Source organism: Streptomyces sp. NPDC007189 (assembly GCF_040703635.1).
GTDB lineage: Bacteria > Actinomycetota > Actinomycetes > Streptomycetales > Streptomycetaceae > Streptomyces.
This window is the reverse complement of the sequence record NZ_JBEYEY010000001.1, coordinates 247,813-265,789: the sequence shown is the minus strand read 5'-3', so window position 1 is coordinate 265,789 and position 17,977 is coordinate 247,813. Positions and strand designations below refer to the sequence as shown.

At 70.5% G+C, this 17,977-nt stretch carries 17 protein-coding genes; 8 read left to right on the top strand and 9 right to left on the bottom strand.

Annotation, left to right across the window (positions count from 1 at the left end; translation table 11 throughout):
* Window positions 1-271 precede the first annotated feature (271 nt).
* The gene (locus tag AB0950_RS01210) at window positions 272-2,581 is read left to right on the top strand and encodes a transglycosylase domain-containing protein (protein WP_360159890.1); all 2,310 of its coding nucleotides are present in this window, start codon (window positions 272-274) and stop codon (window positions 2,579-2,581) included.
* Window positions 2,582-2,652: 71 nt separating this feature from the next.
* Here the strand turns inward: AB0950_RS01210 and AB0950_RS01205 are convergent, their stop codons facing one another.
* The 3 genes from AB0950_RS01205 to AB0950_RS01195 form a co-directional block, all read right to left on the bottom strand.
* Window positions 2,653-4,743 (bottom strand): SpoIIE family protein phosphatase, encoded by a 2,091-nt coding sequence (locus AB0950_RS01205; protein WP_360159891.1) that lies wholly within the window; start codon window positions 4,741-4,743, stop codon window positions 2,653-2,655.
* 283 nt (window positions 4,744-5,026) lie between these two features.
* Complete coding sequence (locus tag AB0950_RS01200) at window positions 5,027-5,707, bottom strand: DUF402 domain-containing protein (protein WP_366777664.1); 681 nt, start codon at window positions 5,705-5,707, stop codon at window positions 5,027-5,029.
* A 111-nt stretch (window positions 5,708-5,818) separates the two neighbouring features.
* Window positions 5,819-7,204: a class II fumarate hydratase gene (locus tag AB0950_RS01195; RefSeq protein ID WP_366777520.1), complete on the bottom strand. Its 1,386-nt coding sequence runs from the start codon at window positions 7,202-7,204 to the stop codon at window positions 5,819-5,821.
* A 78-nt stretch (window positions 7,205-7,282) separates the two neighbouring features.
* Here AB0950_RS01195 and AB0950_RS01190 point away from each other — a divergent pair, with 78 nt between their 5' ends.
* Window positions 7,283-8,083: a helix-turn-helix transcriptional regulator gene (locus tag AB0950_RS01190; RefSeq protein WP_360159965.1), complete on the top strand. Its 801-nt coding sequence runs from the start codon at window positions 7,283-7,285 to the stop codon at window positions 8,081-8,083.
* Complete coding sequence (locus AB0950_RS01185; protein WP_360574902.1) at window positions 8,076-8,315, top strand: DUF397 domain-containing protein; 240 nt, start codon at window positions 8,076-8,078, stop codon at window positions 8,313-8,315. The genes AB0950_RS01190 and AB0950_RS01185 overlap by 8 nt, the downstream gene beginning before the upstream one ends.
* Here AB0950_RS01185 and AB0950_RS01180 read toward each other — a convergent pair.
* The gene (locus AB0950_RS01180; protein ID WP_366777519.1) at window positions 8,278-9,948 is read right to left on the bottom strand and encodes a fumarate hydratase; all 1,671 of its coding nucleotides are present in this window, start codon (window positions 9,946-9,948) and stop codon (window positions 8,278-8,280) included. The two genes, AB0950_RS01185 and AB0950_RS01180, sit on opposite strands and share 38 nt — an antisense overlap.
* 156 nt (window positions 9,949-10,104) lie before the next feature.
* Between AB0950_RS01180 and AB0950_RS01175 the strand changes: the two genes are divergently transcribed.
* Window positions 10,105-10,821, top strand: a complete 717-nt coding sequence (locus AB0950_RS01175; protein ID WP_366777518.1) for a DUF1707 domain-containing protein — start codon at window positions 10,105-10,107, stop codon at window positions 10,819-10,821.
* 173 nt (window positions 10,822-10,994) lie between these two features.
* Window positions 10,995-11,372: a WhiB family transcriptional regulator gene (locus AB0950_RS01170; RefSeq protein WP_360159896.1), complete on the top strand. Its 378-nt coding sequence runs from the start codon at window positions 10,995-10,997 to the stop codon at window positions 11,370-11,372.
* Between the two features lie 71 nt (window positions 11,373-11,443).
* On the opposite strand, the gene glpX is transcribed toward AB0950_RS01170, so the two are convergent.
* Window positions 11,444-12,478, bottom strand: a complete 1,035-nt coding sequence (gene glpX, locus AB0950_RS01165) for a class II fructose-bisphosphatase (protein ID WP_360159897.1) — start codon at window positions 12,476-12,478, stop codon at window positions 11,444-11,446.
* Between the two features lie 128 nt (window positions 12,479-12,606).
* Between glpX and AB0950_RS01160 the strand changes: the two genes are divergently transcribed.
* Window positions 12,607-13,134 (top strand): DUF4245 domain-containing protein, encoded by a 528-nt coding sequence (locus AB0950_RS01160; RefSeq protein ID WP_366777517.1) that lies wholly within the window; start codon window positions 12,607-12,609, stop codon window positions 13,132-13,134.
* Window positions 13,135-13,199: 65 nt separating this feature from the next.
* On the opposite strand, the gene AB0950_RS01155 is transcribed toward AB0950_RS01160, so the two are convergent.
* From AB0950_RS01155 to xseA, 3 genes are all read right to left on the bottom strand, one after another.
* Complete coding sequence (locus tag AB0950_RS01155) at window positions 13,200-13,790, bottom strand: malonic semialdehyde reductase (protein WP_366777516.1); 591 nt, start codon at window positions 13,788-13,790, stop codon at window positions 13,200-13,202.
* 140 nt (window positions 13,791-13,930) lie between these two features.
* A complete protein-coding gene (locus tag AB0950_RS01150; RefSeq protein WP_360159900.1) occupies window positions 13,931-14,161 on the bottom strand; it encodes an exodeoxyribonuclease VII small subunit in 231 nt (76 codons plus the stop codon).
* Window positions 14,158-15,366, bottom strand: coding sequence for an exodeoxyribonuclease VII large subunit (gene xseA / locus AB0950_RS01145; protein WP_360159901.1), 1,209 nt, complete (start codon window positions 15,364-15,366; stop codon window positions 14,158-14,160). Before xseA ends, AB0950_RS01150 begins: the two co-directional genes overlap by 4 nt.
* Window positions 15,367-15,458: 92 nt before the next feature.
* Between xseA and AB0950_RS01140 the strand changes: the two genes are divergently transcribed.
* Complete coding sequence (locus AB0950_RS01140) at window positions 15,459-16,475, top strand: 4-hydroxy-3-methylbut-2-enyl diphosphate reductase (RefSeq protein ID WP_360159902.1); 1,017 nt, start codon at window positions 15,459-15,461, stop codon at window positions 16,473-16,475.
* A gap of 29 nt (window positions 16,476-16,504) precedes the next feature.
* Window positions 16,505-17,251 carry a polyphosphate--glucose phosphotransferase gene (gene ppgK / locus AB0950_RS01135; RefSeq protein WP_360574900.1) on the top strand — a complete coding sequence of 249 codons (747 nt, stop codon included), beginning with the start codon at window positions 16,505-16,507 and terminating at the stop codon, window positions 17,249-17,251.
* Between the two features lie 27 nt (window positions 17,252-17,278).
* On the opposite strand, the gene AB0950_RS01130 is transcribed toward ppgK, so the two are convergent.
* Entirely contained in the window at window positions 17,279-17,824 is a 546-nt protein-coding gene (locus AB0950_RS01130) for a DUF6542 domain-containing protein (protein WP_366777515.1), read from the bottom strand.
* Between the last annotated feature and the right edge of the window lie 153 nt (window positions 17,825-17,977).

Below are 17,977 nucleotides of genomic sequence, written 5' to 3'. Positions count from 1 at the left end.
AATGTATACGCGGAGTGTGGAGATCATGGCCCGCTGTACGGCCGCGCAGGTGGCGGCCGATTGTCACGGTTGTGGAACAGGCGGGAGGGAGCGGGCTTTTCCGGGTTGTTGCCGTCGCGGGGGCAACCTCCCGACCTCCAGATCCGTCGGTTCCCTTGGAGCAGGTGCTGATTCTCACGTCCGTAAAAGAACGGATCGGACGTCCTTTGTCATATAGGCGGGTGTTAGCTTTCGGAGCTGACCCCGAGACGGAAGCGGAGCGAAGGGACCCATGGGACGAGCGGAAGAGAGACGAGCGCGACAGCGCGGTGGCCACCGCGCGGCGCCCAAGCGCCGCCGTTCGGGGCCCAGCGCGGACGCCAGGCGGCCTCTGATACGCCGGATCTTCACCTGGAAGAAGGTCCTCGGCACGTTCCTCGGCCTGTGCCTGCTCGGCATCGGCGGCTTCATCGTGCTGTACATGATGGTGGACATCCCGGCGGGCAACGCCCTCGCCAAGCAGGAGAGCAACGTCTACAAGTACAGCGACGGCTCGATCATGGCGCGGGTCGGCAAGACCAACCGCGAGAGCGTGGACCTGGCCAAGGTGCCCAAGGACGTCCAGCACACCTTCGTCGCCGCCGAGAACAAGACCTTCTACACCGACTCCGGCATCGACCTCAGAGGCCTGGCCCGCGGTCTGTACAACACGGCGATGGGCCGTGGCGCCCAGGGCGGCTCCACGATCACGCAGCAGTACGTCAAGAACTACTACCTCACCCAGAACCAGACCGTCAGCCGCAAGCTCAAGGAGATGGTCATCTCCTTGAAGGTCGACCAGAAGCTGACCAAGGACCAGATCCTCGCCGGCTACATCAACACCAGCTACTACGGCCGCGGCGCCTACGGCATCCAGGCCGCCGCCCAGGCCTACTACCGCACCGACGCCGAGAAGCTGACAGTCGAGCAGGGCGCCTACCTCGCCGCGCTGCTCCAGGCGCCGAGCCAGTACGACTGGGCCGTCGCCACCGACACCGGCAAGCGACTGGTGACGGCCCGCTGGAACTACGTCCTGGACAACATGGTCAAGCAGCACTGGCTGGACCCGGCCAAGCGGCAGGCCATGAAGTTCCCGACGCCCGAGCAGCCCAAGGGGACGCCGGGCCTGGAGGGCCAGAAGGGCTACCTCGTCGACCTCGCCAACCAGCAGCTCGAACAGCAGCTGATGCGGCAGGAGAACATCAGCCGCTCCCAGGCGGAGGCCGAGGTGGTCGACCGCGGCTGGACCATCACGCTGAACATCGACAAGAAGAAGCAGACCAGCCTGGAACAGGCGGTCAAGTCCGAGCTGACCGGCAAGCTGAACGCGAAGAAGCGCAAGGTCGACGCCAACGTGCAGGCCGGCGCGGTGTCGGTGGACCCCAAGACCGGCAAGATCCTCGCCCTGTACGGCGGTGAGGGTCTCTACAAGCACTGGACCAACAACGCCACCCGCCGGGACTACCAGCCCGCCTCGACCTTCAAGCCCGTCATCCTCGCCGCCGCGCTCGAGAACAACGCCACCACGCAGGACGGCAAGCCCATCACCGCCAACACGGTCTACGACGGCACCAGCGGCCGGCAGGTCGTGGACCACGGCAGCAAGGTCGGCTTCGGCCCGCCGAACGAGGACGACCACGACTACGGGCCGATCACCGTCCAGCAGGCCATGAACAACTCCGTGAACTCGGTCTTCGCGCAGATGGGCGTGGACGTGGGCATGCAGAAGGTCATGAGCACGGCCAAGCAGCTCGGCATGGACACCACCGGCATGCAGGCGGTGCCCGCGCAGACCCTGGGCTCCATGGGCGCGAGCCCCCTGGAGATGGCCGGGATCTACGCCACGCTCGACAACCACGGCAGCAAGGTCACGCCGAGCATCCTGAAGTCGGCCGAGAACAGCGGCCGCGCGGCCCAGATCCAGGACCCGGTCGGCGGCCAGGTGATCAGCCGGACCGCCGCCGACACCGTGACCTCCGTGCTGACCGGCGTGGTCGACGACGGTACGGCCAGGCAGTACGTGGCCGACAACCCGCTGCGCGACGGCCAGCAGGTGGCCGGCAAGACCGGTACCTCCGACGAGGACAAGTCCGCCTGGTTCACCGGCTACACGCCCGACCTGGTCACCTCCGTCGGCCTGTTCGGCGAGGAGAAGGGGACCGGCCGCCATGTGTCCCTGACGGGTGCGGGCGGCTTGCTCGCCTCCACGGGCGGCCCCGGCCGCGTCAACGGCGGTGGCTACCCGGCGCAGATCTGGGCCGGGTACACCTTCGGCGTCACGGACAAGTCCACGTTCGACCTGGACACCACCCAGGGCGCCGCCGTCCAGCCGTCGGACACCCCGACCGTCAGCCGGACGCCGACGCAGACGCCGTCGCACACGGCGACCAGCAAGCCGCCGACCAGCTCCGCGCCGCCGTCGCGGACGCCGACCCAGACGCCGACGCAGACACCCACGCAGACGCCGACGCAGACCCCCACGCAGACGCCGACGCAGACACCGACGGGCGGCGTCACCGACAACCCGCTCGATCCGGGCGGCGGCCGGAACTTCGGCCAGTAGGCCGGTCCGAGCACACGCGAAGGGCGCCCGGAAAACTCCCCGGGCGCCCTTCACGCATGTGTACGGCTCGCTCAGCCCCGGTTCAGCTCGAACCACACCACCTTGCCGGTGCTCAGCCGGGTCGCGCCCCAGCGCCGGGCCAGCCTGTTCACCAGGTACAGGCCGCGCCCGCCCTCGTCCGTCGCGCGTGCCTGCCGCAGCCGCGGCAGCTGCGGCACGTCGTCGCCGACCTCGCAGCGCAGCACGTCGGTGCGCAGCAGCCGCAGCGTCACCGGCCGCGACGCGTACCGTACGGCGTTCGTCACGACCTCGCTGACCAGCAGTTCCACCGAGTCCGTCAGGTCCTCCAGGTCCCAGCGGGCCAGCGCGCGCCGGGCCAGCCGGCGGGCCTGACCGGGGGCCGTCTCCTCCGGGTCCAGCTGCCAGTACGCGACATCGCTCGGCGCGATCCCGTCGAAGCGCGCCGCGAGCAGCGCGATGTCGTCGTCCCGGTCGCCCGGGCCGAGCATGTCCAGCACCTCGTCGCACAGGGCTTCCAGCGGCGGCGGATGGTCCGGCCCGGTCAGCTGCGCGGTCGCGGCGAGCTTCTCCCGCAACTGCTCGATGCCGGTCCACACGTCCCGCAGCCGGGACTCCACCAGCCCGTCGGTGTACAGGAGCAGGGTCGCCCCGGCGGGCGCGTCCAGCTCGACCGCCTCGAAGTCCACCCCGCCGACGCCGATCGGCGCGCCCGGCGGCACCCGCAGCACCTCGGCCCGCCCGCCCAGGTGCAGCAGCACGGGCGGCGGATGGCCGGCGTTGGCGATGGTGATGCGGTGCGTCACCGGGTCGTAGACGGCGTACAGACAGGTCGCCATGCGGTCGGTGCCGAGCCGCTGCGCCTGCTCGTCCAGGTGGTGCAGCACCTCCTGCGGCGGCAGGTCCAGCCCGGCCAGCGTCTGCGCGGTCGTCCGCAGCTGGCCCATGATCGCCGCCGAGGTCATGGAGTGGCCCATGACGTCACCGACGACCAGCGCGACCCGGCTGCCGGGCAGCGGGATCGCGTCGTACCAGTCGCCGCCCACCCGCGCGGTCTCGGCGGCCGGCAGATACCGGGACGCCAGCCGCACGCCGGTCGGCCGGGGCAGGGTCTCGGGCAGCATGGTGCGCTGCAGCTCGTCGGCGATGTACGCCTCCCGGCCGTACAGCACCGCCTTGTCGATGCCCAGCGCGCTGTGCGTGGCCAGCTGCGCCGCCACCAGCAGATCGTCCGCCTCGAACGCGAGCCGCTCCGGGCGGCGCAGGAACAGCGCCGCGCCGATCACCCGGCGCCGGCCGCGCAGCGGCGCGAGGATCGCGTGCTGCCCGGACGGTACGACCGCCTCGCCGCCGTCGCCGAGCAGCTCGGGCAGTGCGGCACGGGCGGCGGGCGCGTCGGCGAACACCGGCCGCACCCCGCGCAGCACCTCGTTCAGCGCGCCGCCGGGGCGCACCTCGCACAGCTCGGTCGTCAGCGCGGACAGCTCGGACAGCGGGCTCGGCTCCGGCTCCGGGTCGAAGGCGGGCGGCAGCAGCACCCCGTCGGTGTCCCGCTCCTCCGGGATCCGGTCGGTACGGCGCAGCCGCAGCACCACCGGACCGGTGGGCCGCTCGTCGCCGACCGGCAGCGGGTCGCGCAGATACACCAGGATCGCGTCCGAGAACGTCGGCACGGTCGCCCGGCACAGGCCCATCACGATCTCGTCCAGATCCAGGCCGCGCGCGATCCGCCGGGTCGCCGCGCCCACGAATCTCAGCCGGTCCCCGTCGCGCCGCATCGGCATCGGCCGGCCCGGCGGCAGACCGCGCCCGGTACGGCGGTCCCCGCCGCCCGGCCCCCGCTCCTGCTCGGCGCCGGGCTGCGGCGGGATGACCTCCGGCGCGGGGCGCGGCCGGTGGGCGTCGGGCTCCGTGGTGGCGGGCTGGGAGTGTTCGGGGCCGTTGACTGGGGGCTCCTTCCCCTTGCCGTCCTTTCCGTGGCCACAGGGTGCGGCCGTACCCGGTCCGGAGGGCGCTGCCTCCGGGCGGGCCTGTGCCGGTAAGGCCGGGGCGGTTGCCGGTGTCGGGGTACGCAGCAGCGCCCCGCGGCCCTCCGCGGGGTCGGCGCCCTGGGCGCGCTCGAAGGAGGTGGGCTGCTCCGTCACGCGTGTCGCATCCATCCGTACGGCACTGCGCGCCGGGCGCGCAGTTGCTCCCGCAGAAGTCCCGATACCCGCAATACGTGTCCCAGGAACGGAATTCCCGCGTGCTCAGAGGTGGTTCCTGTGCCGCCACCGCTCGCGGTGGTCACGCCGTCGTACCCCTCGCTCACGTCCTGCCGCCCCTCGGTGACGATCGGTCAAGCCCGGCCCATGCCCCGGAAGTTGCTTCTCTGCGCCCTTGCGGAGGACGATCCTACGTTTCGTGCCCGGGGGCGCATCAAGGGTCTCATGAGGACACATGCGCGGGCGTACGGTCCCAGTCCTCGGGGAGAGAAGGTACCGCCCAGGACGGATCCGGGCGCCAGTGCTGCCAGCCGTCCGAGAACGGCGCCCCCCAGGACTCGATCACCTCGACCGCGTCCCGCCCGGCCGCCCGGACCCGCTCGGCCGTCGCCGCGTCCATCAGCCCGTCCCGCTGCGCCTGCGTGAACTCGTCCTCGTCGCGCCAGTGCCAGGTGCGGTCCGGGTGGACCGAGATGTCCAGGAAGTAGTCCTCGGAGTCCACGCCGCCCGCCCAGCGGGCCAGCGGCCGCTCCAGGTTGACGTACCAGTTCTTGAACCGCCAGCCCGGCTCCCAGAACAGCCACACCGACCAGGGGCGGCCGGGCTGCGCCAGCTTCAGCACCCCGGTGCCGAACCAGCGGTCCCGCTGCACCGAGCGCGGCTTGGTGTAGCGGGACCGGAGCGGCTCCAGATGCACCGGCGTGCCGTCGGCGAGGACCGGCTTCACGCACTCGGTGCCGGGGGCCATCCACACGGCGAGCAGGTCGGCGTCGTCGCGTACGACGGTCACGGGCCGGGCGATGTGGATGTGCTCGCCGGCGTTCTGCCGGTAGCGCCACAGGATCTGGGCGCCCGGAGTCCAGGCAGCAGCAGGTCCCGGCTTCGTCGTGCCGGCTCCGTCCATGTGTGTCATCGCTCCGTCGTCCGCCATGGACAGATATTAGGTGCCGTAGGCATCCGACGCTGCGGTACGCGTCACCCTCGCGTGCCGGTGGCCGGAAAGGTTCGCCGCTGGTTACGGGTGCGTCATCCCCAGGACATCCAGCGCCTCGTCGAGCTGCTCCACCGTCAGATCGCCCCGCTCGACGTACCCGCTCTCGAGCACGACCTGCCGGATCGTCTTGCGTTCCGCGAGCGACTTCTTGGCGACCTTCGCGGCCTCCTCGTAGCCGATGTACTTGTTCAGCGGGGTGACCACGGACGGCGACGACTCGGCGTACTCGCGGGTCCGCTGCCGGTCGGCCGTGATGCCGTCCACGGTCCGGTCGGCCAGCAGCCGCGCGACGTTGGCCAGCAGCCGGATCGACTCCAGCACGTTCTTGGCGATGACCGGGAGCATGACGTTCAGCTCGAAGTTCCCGGACGCACCGGCGGTGGCGATGGTGGCGTCGTTGCCGACGACCTGCGCGGCCACCATCAGGACGGCTTCCGGGATCACCGGGTTGACCTTGCCCGGCATGATGGACGACCCGGGCTGCAGGTCCGGCAGCCGGATCTCGGCGAGCCCGGTCCTCGGCCCCGACGCCATCCACCGCAGATCGTTCGCGATCTTCGTCAGCCCCACGGCGATGGTCCTGAGCTGCCCGCTGGTCTCCACGATCCCGTCCCGGGCGCCCTGCGCCTCGAAGTGGTCCCGGGCCTCGGTGAGCGGCAGCCCCGTGACGCGGGCGACCTCCTCGATGACGGCGGCGGAGAAACCGGGCGGGGTGTTGATGCCGGTGCCGACCGCGGTGCCCCCGAGGGGGAGTTCGGCGAGGCGGGGAAGGGACGCCTTCAGCCGCTCGACGCCGTAACGGATCTGGGCGGCGTACCCGCCGAACTCCTGGCCCAGCGTCACGGGCGTGGCGTCCATGAGGTGGGTCCGGCCGGACTTCACGACGTCGGCGAACTCCTCCGACTTGCGGGAGAGAGAGGCGGCGAGGTGTTCCAGGGCCGGGATCAGGTCGTGGGTGACGGCGGCGGTGGCGGCGATGTGGACAGAGGAGGGGAAGACGTCGTTGGACGACTGGGAGGCGTTGACATGGTCGTTGGGGTGCACGTCACGACCGAGCCGCTCGCTCGCCAGGGTCGCGATCACCTCGTTGGCGTTCATGTTGGACGACGTCCCCGAACCGGTCTGGAACACGTCGACGGGGAAGTGCTCGTCCCACCGCCCCTCGGCGACCTCGGCCGCGGCCTCCTGGATCGCCTCGGCCGTCTCCTTGTCGACCACACCGAGCTGTGCGTTCACCTTCGCGGCGGCGCCCTTGATGCGGGCCAGCGCTTCGATGTGGGCCCGTTCGAGGCGCTGGCCCGAGATGGGGAAGTTCTCTACGGCGCGCTGGGTCTGGGCACGCCACTTGGCGGTGGCGGGGACGCGGACTTCGCCCATGGAGTCGTGCTCGATGCGGTAGTCGCTCATATCAATTACAGCGATCGAGCACCCCGCGTTGTTCCCGCTCGTTACGCTGAGTGAGTGACCGGTTGCAAGGGGGTGTCTGTGGGGACGGCGTACGGCGACTGGCTCCGGCAGCAGCGGGAGGTGTCGGGGCTGACGCAGCAGCAGCTGGCGGACGCGGCGATCATGTCGCGGACGCACATCGCGCACATCGAGGCGGGGAGGAGGGTGCCGTCCAGGGAGGACGCGCGGAGGCTGGACCAGGTCCTGAACACCGGGGGCGCGTTGACCAGTTTCCGGCCGGGGGAGGAGCGGAGGCCGGTGGCGGCGCACTTCGGGGCCGCCTTGGAGCTGGAGCAACAGGCCTCGGTCATCCGAGAGTTCGCGTTGTCGTTCGTGCCTGGATTTCTGCAGACCGAGGCGTACGCCGACGCTGTGCTCCGGGATGGTTCGTATCCGCCGCTTTGCAAGGACGTGCGTGCCGAGGCCGTTGCCACGCGACTCGATCGCGCCCGGATTCTGGAAGACCCCAGCACTCCGGTGGTGTGGGTGCTGTTGGACGAGGCGGTACTGCGGCGGCCGATCGGTGACTCACAGGTGATGGCGCACCAGATCGACCACCTTGTGCAACTGGTGGAGGCCGAGCGGATCCGGCTGCATGTGGTGCCGTTCGGCGTCGGCTGCCATCCACTCCTCGTCAGCCAGGCCAAGTTGATGTGGTTCGAGGACCAGCCCCCGGCTGTCTACGTCGAAGCGTTCCTCACCGGCACGGTCCACGACGAACCGGCTGTCGTCGAGCGCATCCAGGCCGCCTACCATCTCGTGCTGGGAGACGCCCTGTCGCAGAAGGAGTCACTGGCTCTGATGCGGTCGACTGCTAAGGAATACGGTCACCATGACTGAGCAGCACGCCATATCCGATGCCTCTGTGCTGAAGGGCTGGCGCAAGTCGTCCTACAGCGGCGGCAATGAAGGCGACTGCCTCGAAATAGTGGACCACCACCCCCACGGCCTCCCCGTGCGGGACTCCAAGGCCCCGCACGGTCCGGCCGTCGTCTTCGGCCGGTCGGCCTGGTCGTGGTTCGTGACCTGGGTCGTTACGCCAGCCCCGGCCCCCGCACCGGAATCGACGTGAACGTCGGCTGAGCGGCGGGGTCCTGGAAGAAGTCGTTGCCCTTGTCGTCCACGACGATGAACGCCGGGAAGTCCTCGACCTCGATCTTCCAGACGGCCTCCATGCCCAGCTCCTCGTACTCCAGGACCTCGACCTTCTTGATGCAGTCCTGGGCGAGACGCGCGGCGGGGCCGCCGATGGAGCCGAGGTAGAAGCCGCCGTGCTGGGCGCACGCGTCGGTGACCTGCTTGCTGCGGTTGCCCTTCGCCAGCATCACCTTGGAGCCGCCCGCCGCCTGGAACTGCTCCACGTAGGAGTCCATGCGGCCGGCCGTCGTGGGACCGAAGGAGCCGGAGGCGTAGCCCTCGGGGGTCTTGGCCGGGCCGGCGTAGTACACCGGGTGGTCCTTCAGGTACTGCGGCATCTCCTCGCCCGCGTCCAGCCGCTCCTTGATCTTCGCGTGCGCGATGTCGCGGGCCACGACCAGCGGGCCGGTCAGGGACAGGCGGGTCTTCACCGGGTACTTGGTCAGCTCGGCGAGGATCGTGTCCATCGGCTGGTTGAGGTCGATCTTGACGACGTCGCCGGACTCGTCCAGGTGCTCGTCGGTCGTCTCCGGCAGGAAGCGCGCCGGGTCGGTCTCCAGCTGCTCCAGGAAGACGCCCTCGGGGGTGATCTTCGCCAGCGCCTGGCGGTCGGCCGAGCAGGAGACGGCGATGGCGACCGGGCAGGACGCGCCGTGCCGGGGCAGGCGGACCACGCGCACGTCGTGGCAGAAGTACTTGCCGCCGAACTGCGCGCCGATGCCGATCTTCTGGGTCAGCTCGAAGACCTTCTCCTCCAGCTCCTTGTCCCGGAAGCCGTGGCCGAGCGGCGAGCCCTCGGTCGGCATGTTGTCCAGGTAGTGCGCGGAGGCGTACTTGGCGGTCTTCAGGGCGTACTCGGCACTCGTGCCGCCGACGACGATCGCCAGGTGGTACGGCGGGCAGGCGGCCGTACCGAGCGAGCGGATCTTCTCCTCCAGGAACTTCATCATGGAGGCTTCGTTCAGGACCGCCTTGGTCTCCTGGTACAGGAAGCTCTTGTTGGCGCTGCCGCCGCCCTTGGCCATGAACAGGAACTTGTAGGCGCCGCCGTCGGTGGCGTACAGCTCGATCTGGGCCGGGAGGTTGGAGCCGGTGTTCTTCTCCTCCCACATGGTGAGCGGAGCCATCTGCGAATAGCGCAGGTTCAGCCTGGTGTAGGCGTCGTAGATGCCGTGGGAGAGGTGCTTGTCGTCCTCGCCTTCGGTGAGGACGTGCTGCCCGCGCTTGCCCATGACGATCGCCGTGCCGGTGTCCTGGCACATGGGCAGCACGCCGGCCGCCGCGATGTTCGCGTTCTTCAGCAGGTCCAGGGCGACGAACTTGTCGTTGGCGCTGGCCTCGGGGTCGTCGATGATGCGGCGCAGCTGGGCGAGGTGGGCCGGGCGCAGGTAGTGCTGGATGTCGTGGATGGCCTCCTCGGCCAGCTTGCGCAGCGCCTCCGGCTCCACCTTGAGGAACGTCCGCCCGTCCGGGCCCTCGACGGTGGAGACGCCCTCGGACGTCACCAGCCGGTACGGGGTGGTGTCCTCTCCCTGGGGGAGCAGATCGGTGTACGCGAACTCAGGCATCTCAGCCCATTCCTCACTCTGACGGACGGCCGCCCGCCGACGCTGGCGGGCGTCACCAGCCTAGAACCTGCCACCGACACGGAACTGTGAGGTAAGGCTCAGTCGGTTGTCCACACCCCTAGTCGCGATCTATCGCGTTTCGGTACTCTGTCGGGCGTGGACCTTCAGAAGCAGACCGAAGCACCTGTCTCCGAGCTGCGTGCCTCGGACGCCGACCGTGACCGCATCGCCGGGATCCTCCGCGAGGCCCTGGCCGAGGGGCGGCTGACGGCCGACGAGCATGCCGAGCGCGTCGAGGGCGTCCTTGCCGCCAAGACGGTGGGCGAGCTGGACGTCTTCATCCGGGACCTGCCCGCCGCCCACCAGCACCCGGCGCCCGCCTACACGCCCGTGCCGCCCCGCCCCACCCCGGGCGCCATACCGCAGGAGGCGGACGCCAACGTGGTCGCCGTCTTCAGCAGCGCCGTGCGCCGGGGCCGCTGGCGCGCCGGCCGCCGGATCCACGCGTACTCGGTCTTCGGCAGCGTCGAGATCGACCTCAGCGAGGCGATCTTCGAGTACCAGCAGGTCGTGATCAAGGCCGTCTCGGTCTTCGGCGACGTCCAGATCCGCGTCCCGGAGAACGTGTCGCTGCGCGGCACCGGAGGCGGCGTCCTCGGCAACTTCGAGGTGGACACCCTGGACTCGGTCGACTCCCAGGCCCCGGTGGTCTACGTCGACGGCTGGGCCGTGCTCGGCAACGTCGAGGCGCGCCCTCGGCGCGGCAAGCGCGTGGCGGACATCCTGGACCGGGTCCAGGGCAAGGTCGAGCGGAAGCTGGAGCGGGTCCAGGACAAGGTCGACAGGAAGCTGCGCAAACACCTGGGGCATTGACGCCCGCGAATCCACAGGTGAACGGAAGGCTCCGCTCCTGGGGCGCCGCCCCGGTGGGGCGTGAACGAGCCGCCGCGCGCCCCCGACTGCCAACGCTGTGCATAGGCGCGCGCACAGCGGGTAGGGCTTGCTGCATCGTCTCTCGCTCGCGAAGCCGTCGTCAGGAGTAGACCGTGCTGCAACCGCCGCATTCGTCCCTGCAGGTAGCTGCCGTTCCGGCCCAGCGGGTGCCAGCGCGAGACAGGGACCAAGACGCTCCCTGGCACACCGAGGCCGTGTGCCGGCGCGACGAGGCGGGCCTGTTCTTCGCCCCGTCCAAGGAGCCGACCGCCGCCCGGCTCTCGCGCGAGGAGGCGGCCAAGCGTGTCTGCGCCCGCTGCCCGGTGATGGTCGAGTGCCGCGAGCACGCCCTCCTCCAGCCCGAGCCGTACGGCGTCTGGGGCGGCCTCACCGCGGCGGAGCGCCGCGTGGTGCTGGCCCGGCGCCGCCGCCGGGAGATGGAGCTGAAGAAGGTGGCCAGGACGACCCCGGCCGACCGCATAGCGGGTTAGGAAGCGGACGATGGGGCGCCCCCTCCGCACAGGGGGCGCCCCATCGCCTCTGAACTGCTGAGCGCCGGGCGCTACTTGGCGCGGTCGAAGTCGATCGCGCTGTAGGCCCGCAGCTTGCTCAGCCGGTGCTCGGAGTAGATCCTGCGCACCGTCCCCGACTTCGAGCGCATCACGATCGACTCGGTCAGCGCGGTCTCCGACCGGTACTGCACGCCCCGCAGCAGCTCGCCGTCGGTGATCCCGGTGGCGACGAAGAACACGTTCTCACCCGCGACCAGGTCGTCCGTGGTGAGCACCCGATCGAGATCGTGCCCGGCGTCGATCGCCCGCTGCCGCTCCTCGTCGTCCTTGGGCCACAGCTTGCCCTGGATCGTCCCGCCCAGGCACTTCACCGCGCAGGCCGAGATGATGCCCTCGGGCGTACCGCCGATGCCGAGCAGCAGGTCGACGCCGGTGCCCTCGCGCAGCGCGTAGACCGAGCCCGCCACGTCGCCGTCGGAGATCAGCTTGATGCGCGCGCCGGCCTCCCGGACCTCCCGGATCAGCTTCTCGTGCCGCGGCCGGTCGAGGATGACGACGGTGACGTCCTCCGGCGTGGCCTTCTTCGCCTTGGCGATCCGCTTGATGTTGACGGCCACGGGCGCGTCGATGTCGACGAAGTCGGCGGCCTCGGGGCCGGTGACCAGCTTGTCCATGTAGAACACCGCGGACGGGTCGAACATGGCGCCCCGCTCGGCCGCGGCGAGCACGGCGATCGCGTTCGGCATGCCCTTGGCCGTCAGGGTGGTGCCGTCGATCGGGTCGACCGCGATGTCGACCTCGGGACCGGTGCCGTCGCCCACGTGCTCCCCGTTGAAGAGCATCGGAGCCTCGTCCTTCTCACCCTCGCCGATGACGACGACGCCGTTCATCGACACGGTGGAGACGAGGGTCCGCATGGCGCGCACCGCGGCGCCGTCGGCGCCGTTCTTGTCGCCGCGCCCCACCCAGCGGCCGGCGGCCATGGCGGCGGCTTCGGTCACCCGGACGAGCTCGAGGGCGAGGTTGCGGTCGGGAGCCTCGGAGGGAACGTCCAGCTCGGACGGCAAGTGATGATTTTCGGTCATCGGAGCGCACCTTTCTGATACGACGACGGCCGGATGAGGGTGTTGGTCCCTGACTCTATCGTTAGGCAGACAAAATGAGCAGGGGACCCCACGGATGAGCGCTTGGGGCACCTGCGACCATAGAGGGCGTGGCAGGTTCGAACGGCAAGCAGAAGACGGCCCGGGACATGATCCTCTCCCTGGCCCTGATCGGCATCGCGGCGGCGGTCGTCTACTTCCTCACCATCCCGCACGACGATCACGCTCCCGACCTCAAGCGGGTCGACTACCGGGTCGAGCTGCTCACGGCCCGCCGTACGGCGAGCTACCCCGTGGCGGCGCCCGAGGGCCTGCCGAGTACCTGGAAAGCGACCTCCGTACGCTTCCAGGGCGAGAGCGGCGACCGCTGGCACCTCGGCTTCCAGACCCCGGACAGCCAGTACGTGCAGATCGAGCAGTCCACGCAGAAGCGGGCCGCCTTCATCGACGACGCCAGCCAGGGCGGGTCGGCCACGAAGCAGGCCGAGACGATCGGCGGCCGTACCTGGACCCGCTACACCGGCGGCCGCTACGACGCCCTGGTCCTGAACGGCACGCCCGGCTCCACCACGGTGGTGGCCGGCACGGCGTCCTTCACGGAGCTGACGAAGATGGCGGCGGCGCTGAAGCTGCGGTGAGCCACGCGGGACTCGCGCGAGAGGCCCCCGGCGGTGCCGGGGGCCTCTTCGCGTCGCGGATCCGCTCAGACGGTCGTGACGACGTCGTCGTACGCCAGGCGCGGCGAGCGCGGGAACCAGGCGTCCGGGCCCGGCTTGCCGATGTTGACCACCATCAGCGGGGTGTGGTCGTCGTCCAGGAACTCCTTGCGGACGCCCTCGTAGTCGAAGCCGGTCATCGGGCCGGCGGCGAGGCCCGCGGCGCGGACGCCGACGATGAAGTAGGCGGCCTGCAGGGAGGCGTTCAGCGCGGCGGCGCCCTCACGGGCCGGACGCTCGCTGAAGAAGACGTCCTTGGCCTGCGGGAAGTGCGGGAAGAGGGCCGGCAGCTCCTCGTGGAACTCGTTGTCCGCGGAGAGGATCGCGACCAGCGGGGCGGTGGCCGTCTTCGGCTGGTTGCCCTCGGCCATGAGCTTCACCAGGCGCTCGCGGGCCTCGGGGGAGCGGACCAGGGTGATGCGCAGCGGGCTCTGGTTGAAGGCGGTGGGGCCGTACTTGACCAGGTCGTAGATCGCCTGCACCTGCTCGTCGGGCACCGGCTCGTCGGTGAAGGTGTTCGCGGTGCGGGCCTCACGGAACAGCAGGTCCTGGGCGGCGGGGTCAAGAACGAGAGACATGCGTGAACTTCCTAGGTGGCGTCGTGGTCCGGCGTACCGGACCGCGGTCCGGATCGGCTGACGGGTCGACACTACGACAGTTAAGTTCAACCTTCAACAAAGCATGGCCGACAGTGGCTCGCTTCACAGCCGGCCGACCTTTACTCCGCGTCCTGCTCCCCGTCGCCCTCCTCCTCGGCCAGCGCCGCGTCCAGCCGTGCCCGTGCCCCCTCCAGCCAGCGCCGGCACACCTTGGCCAGCTCCTCGCCGCGCTCCCACAGGGCCAGGGACTCCTCCAGCGTCGTACCGCCCGCCTCCAGGCGCCGTACGACCTCGATCAGCTCGTCCCGTGCCTGCTCGTACGAGAGAGACTCGTCCACCTTGCTCGTCATTCGCCCACCTTCACCGTGAATTCACCCTCGGCGACCCGCGCCCGCAGGGCCTCGCCGTCCGTCACCTCGTCCGGGCCGCGCACCACGTGCCCGTCCGTCCTCTGCAGCACCGCGTAGCCCCGCTGGAGCGTCGCGGCGGGGGAGAGCGCCACCACGCGCGCGTGCGTGTGCGTCAACTCCGAGTCCGCGCGGTCCAGAAGATGGCCGAGAGTCCGCCTGCTCCGCTCCACCAGGGACGCCACCTGGTCGGCGCGCTCGTCGATCATCCGGTGCGGATCCTCTATCGACGGGCGGGCCAGCGCGTGCGCCAGCCCCCGCTCCTCCCGCTCGACGAACGCGTTCATGCAGCGCCGGGCCCGGTCCCGCAGCATCCGCACCCGCTCGAACTCCTCACCCACGTCCGGCACGACCTTCTTGGCCGCGTCCGTGGGGGTGGAGGCGCGCAGGTCGGCCACATGGTCCAGCAGCGGGTTGTCCGGCTCGTGCCCGATGGCCGAGACCACGGGCGTACGGCACGCGGCCACCGCCCGCACGAGCTGCTCGTCGGAGAACGGCAGCAGGTCCTCCACGCTGCCGCCGCCCCGGGCGACGATGATCACGTCGACGTCCTCGATCTCGTCCAGCTCCTTCACCGCCTGCACGACCTGCGGCACGGCGTGCACCCCCTGCACCGGGACGTTGCGCACCTCGAAGCGGACGGCGGGCCAGCGGTGCCGGGCGTTCTCCAGCACGTCCCGCTCCGCGGCGGAGGCGCGACCGCAGACCAGCCCGATCAGCTGCGGCAGGAACGGCAGCGGCTTCTTCCGCTCCGGCGCGAACAGCCCCTCGGCCGCGAGCGCCTTCTTCAGCTGCTCCAGCCGGGCCAGCAGCTCACCGACGCCGACCGGCCTGATCTCGGCGGCGCGCAGGGAGAGCTGGCCCCTGGGGGCATACCACTCCGGCTTCGCCAGGACGACGACACGGGCGCCCTCCCCCACCACATCGGCGACCGCGTCGAACACCTGCCGGTAGCAGGTCACGCTCACGGAGATGTCGTACGACGGGTCCCGCAGCGTCAGGAACACCACCCCGGCGCCGGGCCGCCGCGACAACTGCGTGATCTGCCCCTCGACCCACACCGCCCCGAGCCGGTCGATCCACCCCCCGATCAGCCGGGAGACCTCACCGACGGGGAGCGGGGCTTCGGGGGTGGTCTTTGCAGCCATGGGCTCGAGAGTAACGGGGCGTACTGACAAGGGGTGCGCCGCCGGGCACGCGCGTGCCCGGGTCGCCCGGCGCCACCGAACGCACCCTTACGATGGGACGCATGACCGCTTCGCCTGGCCGCCGTGTCCTGCTCGCCGCCCCCCGTGGCTACTGCGCCGGTGTGGACCGCGCCGTGATCGCCGTCGAGAAGGCCCTCGAACAGTACGGGGCCCCGATCTACGTCCGGCACGAGATCGTCCACAACAAGTACGTCGTGCAGACCCTGGAGAAGAAGGGCGCCGTCTTCGTCGAGCGGACGGAGGAGGTGCCGCCCGGCAACATCGTCATGTTCTCGGCACACGGCGTCGCCCCGGTCGTGCACGAGGAGGCCGAGCAGGGCCGGCTCGCCACCATCGACGCCACCTGCCCGCTGGTCACCAAGGTCCACAAGGAAGCCGTCCGCTACGCCAAGGAGGACTACGACATCCTCCTGATCGGGCACGAGGGCCACGAGGAGGTCATCGGCACCTCCGGCGAGGCCCCCGACCACATCCAGCTCGTCGACGGCCCCGGGGACGTCGACAAGGTCGAGGTCCGCGACCCGTCGAAGGTCGTCTGGCTGTCCCAGACCACCCTGTCCGTGGACGAGACCATGGAGACCGTCGACGCCCTGAAGACCAAGTTCCCGGGCCTGGTCTCCCCGCCCAGCGACGACATCTGCTACGCCACCCAGAACCGCCAGCTCGCCGTGAAGCAGATGGGCGCCGAGGCCGACCTGGTCATCGTCGTCGGCTCGCGCAACTCCTCCAACTCCAAGCGCCTGGTCGAGGTCGCCAAGCTGGCCGGCGCCCGCGAGGCGTACCTGGTGGACTTCGCCGACGAGATCGACGAGGCCTGGCTGGAGGGCGTGGACACGGTCGGCGTCACCTCCGGCGCCTCCGTTCCCGAGGTCCTGGTCGAGCAGGTGCTCCAGTGGCTCGCCGAGCGCGGCTACGGCGACGTGGAGATCGTCAAGGCCGCCGAGGAGTCCATCACCTTCTCCCTGCCCAAGGAGCTCCGCCGGGACCTGCGCGAGGAGGCCGCCGCCCTGGTCGCCGAGCGCGGCGGAAGCGGTGCGACCGGGGCGTGACCGTCAGTGGTCCGTCGTAACGTGGTGCCATGCAGATCTTCGGCGTGGACATCGGCGGGTCCGGCATCAAGGGCGCTCCTGTGGACCTGGAGAAGGGCGACCTGGCCCAGGAGCGCTTCAAGGTGCTCACCCCGCACCCGGCGACGCCCGACGGCGTGGCCGACGGGGTCAAGCAGGTCGTCGACAACTTCGGCTGGACCGGCCCGGTCGGCCTGACCTTCCCCGGAGTGGTCACCGGCGGCGCCACGGTCCGTACGGCCGCGAACGTCGACAAGAGCTGGATCGACACGGACGCGCGCGCCCTGTTCAGCGCCAGGCTGGGCGGGCTGCCGGTGACGGTCGTCAACGACGCGGACGCGGCCGGCGTCGCCGAGATGCAGTTCGGCGCCGGCCGGGACCGCAAGGGCACGGTCGTCCTGCTCACCTTCGGTACCGGCATCGGCAGCGCCGTCTTCGTGGACGGCGTCCTCGTCCCGAACACGGAGCTGGGCCACCTGGAGCTGAAGGGCCACGAGGCGGAGAAGAAGGCCTCCAGCAAGGCCAAGGACGACCAGGGTCTGACCTGGGAGCAGTGGTCCCACCGCGTCCAGAAGTACCTGGCGCATGTGGAGATGCTGTTCTCGCCGGAGCTGTTCATCATCGGCGGCGGGGTCAGCCGCAAGTCCGACAAGTTCCTGCACCTCATCGACGGCGTCAGAGCCGAGATCGTCCCCGCTCAGCTGCAGAACAACGCGGGAATCGTGGGCGCGGCGATGAGAGCGGCCCAGCAGGCGTAGGGGGGCGCTTGTCCCGGTACCGCCGGTTCAGGTACCGCGCCGGCGCCGTACCCACCGCACCCGCCGGACGAGCACGATCACGCCGGCGGCCAGCGTCCCGCCGTACAGCCAGCCGGCCTGCGTGGCGAGCCCGGTGAACAGTCCCATCAGCCGGCCGAGCAGCCCCTCGCCGCCCGCGGACACGGGGACCAGCCCCACGGCGAACGCGATGGGCAGGACCACCGGCGCGGTCAGCACCTCCGCGTCCCGCACCCACAGCGCGGTCAGCACGCTCACCGGCACGAACAGCACGCCGTACACGGTCAGGGCCCCGTGGAACAGCAGCGCGTCCAGAAAGCCGAGCAGGAGCATCCCGAGGATGCAGAACAGTCCGCTGCCGAGGCCGGTGAGCCGGGGGTTCGGCAGCCGCGGCCCGGGCGGCACGGGCCCCGGGGCCCGCGGCTGCCGCCCCTGTCCCGCCGTCCCGCCCTCGCCGCCCGGCCCGCGCCGGGCCTGCGGCGGCAGCGGGGCGCGCTGCTGCGGCGTTCCGCGTCGCGGTCCGTCGTTCGGGGGTCGCGTTCTGTGTTGCTCCACTCGACCAACTTAGGTCTGTTTATGTGCCGAATAGGCCATTAGACACGCCGAGGGGGCAGAGGTTGGCCAGGCGTTCGAAGCTCCCGTGAGCCGCCCGGCGCGGACGCCGTAAACTGGTGGATCGGCCAGTGTCGGACTCTGGCCCCCTGGCAC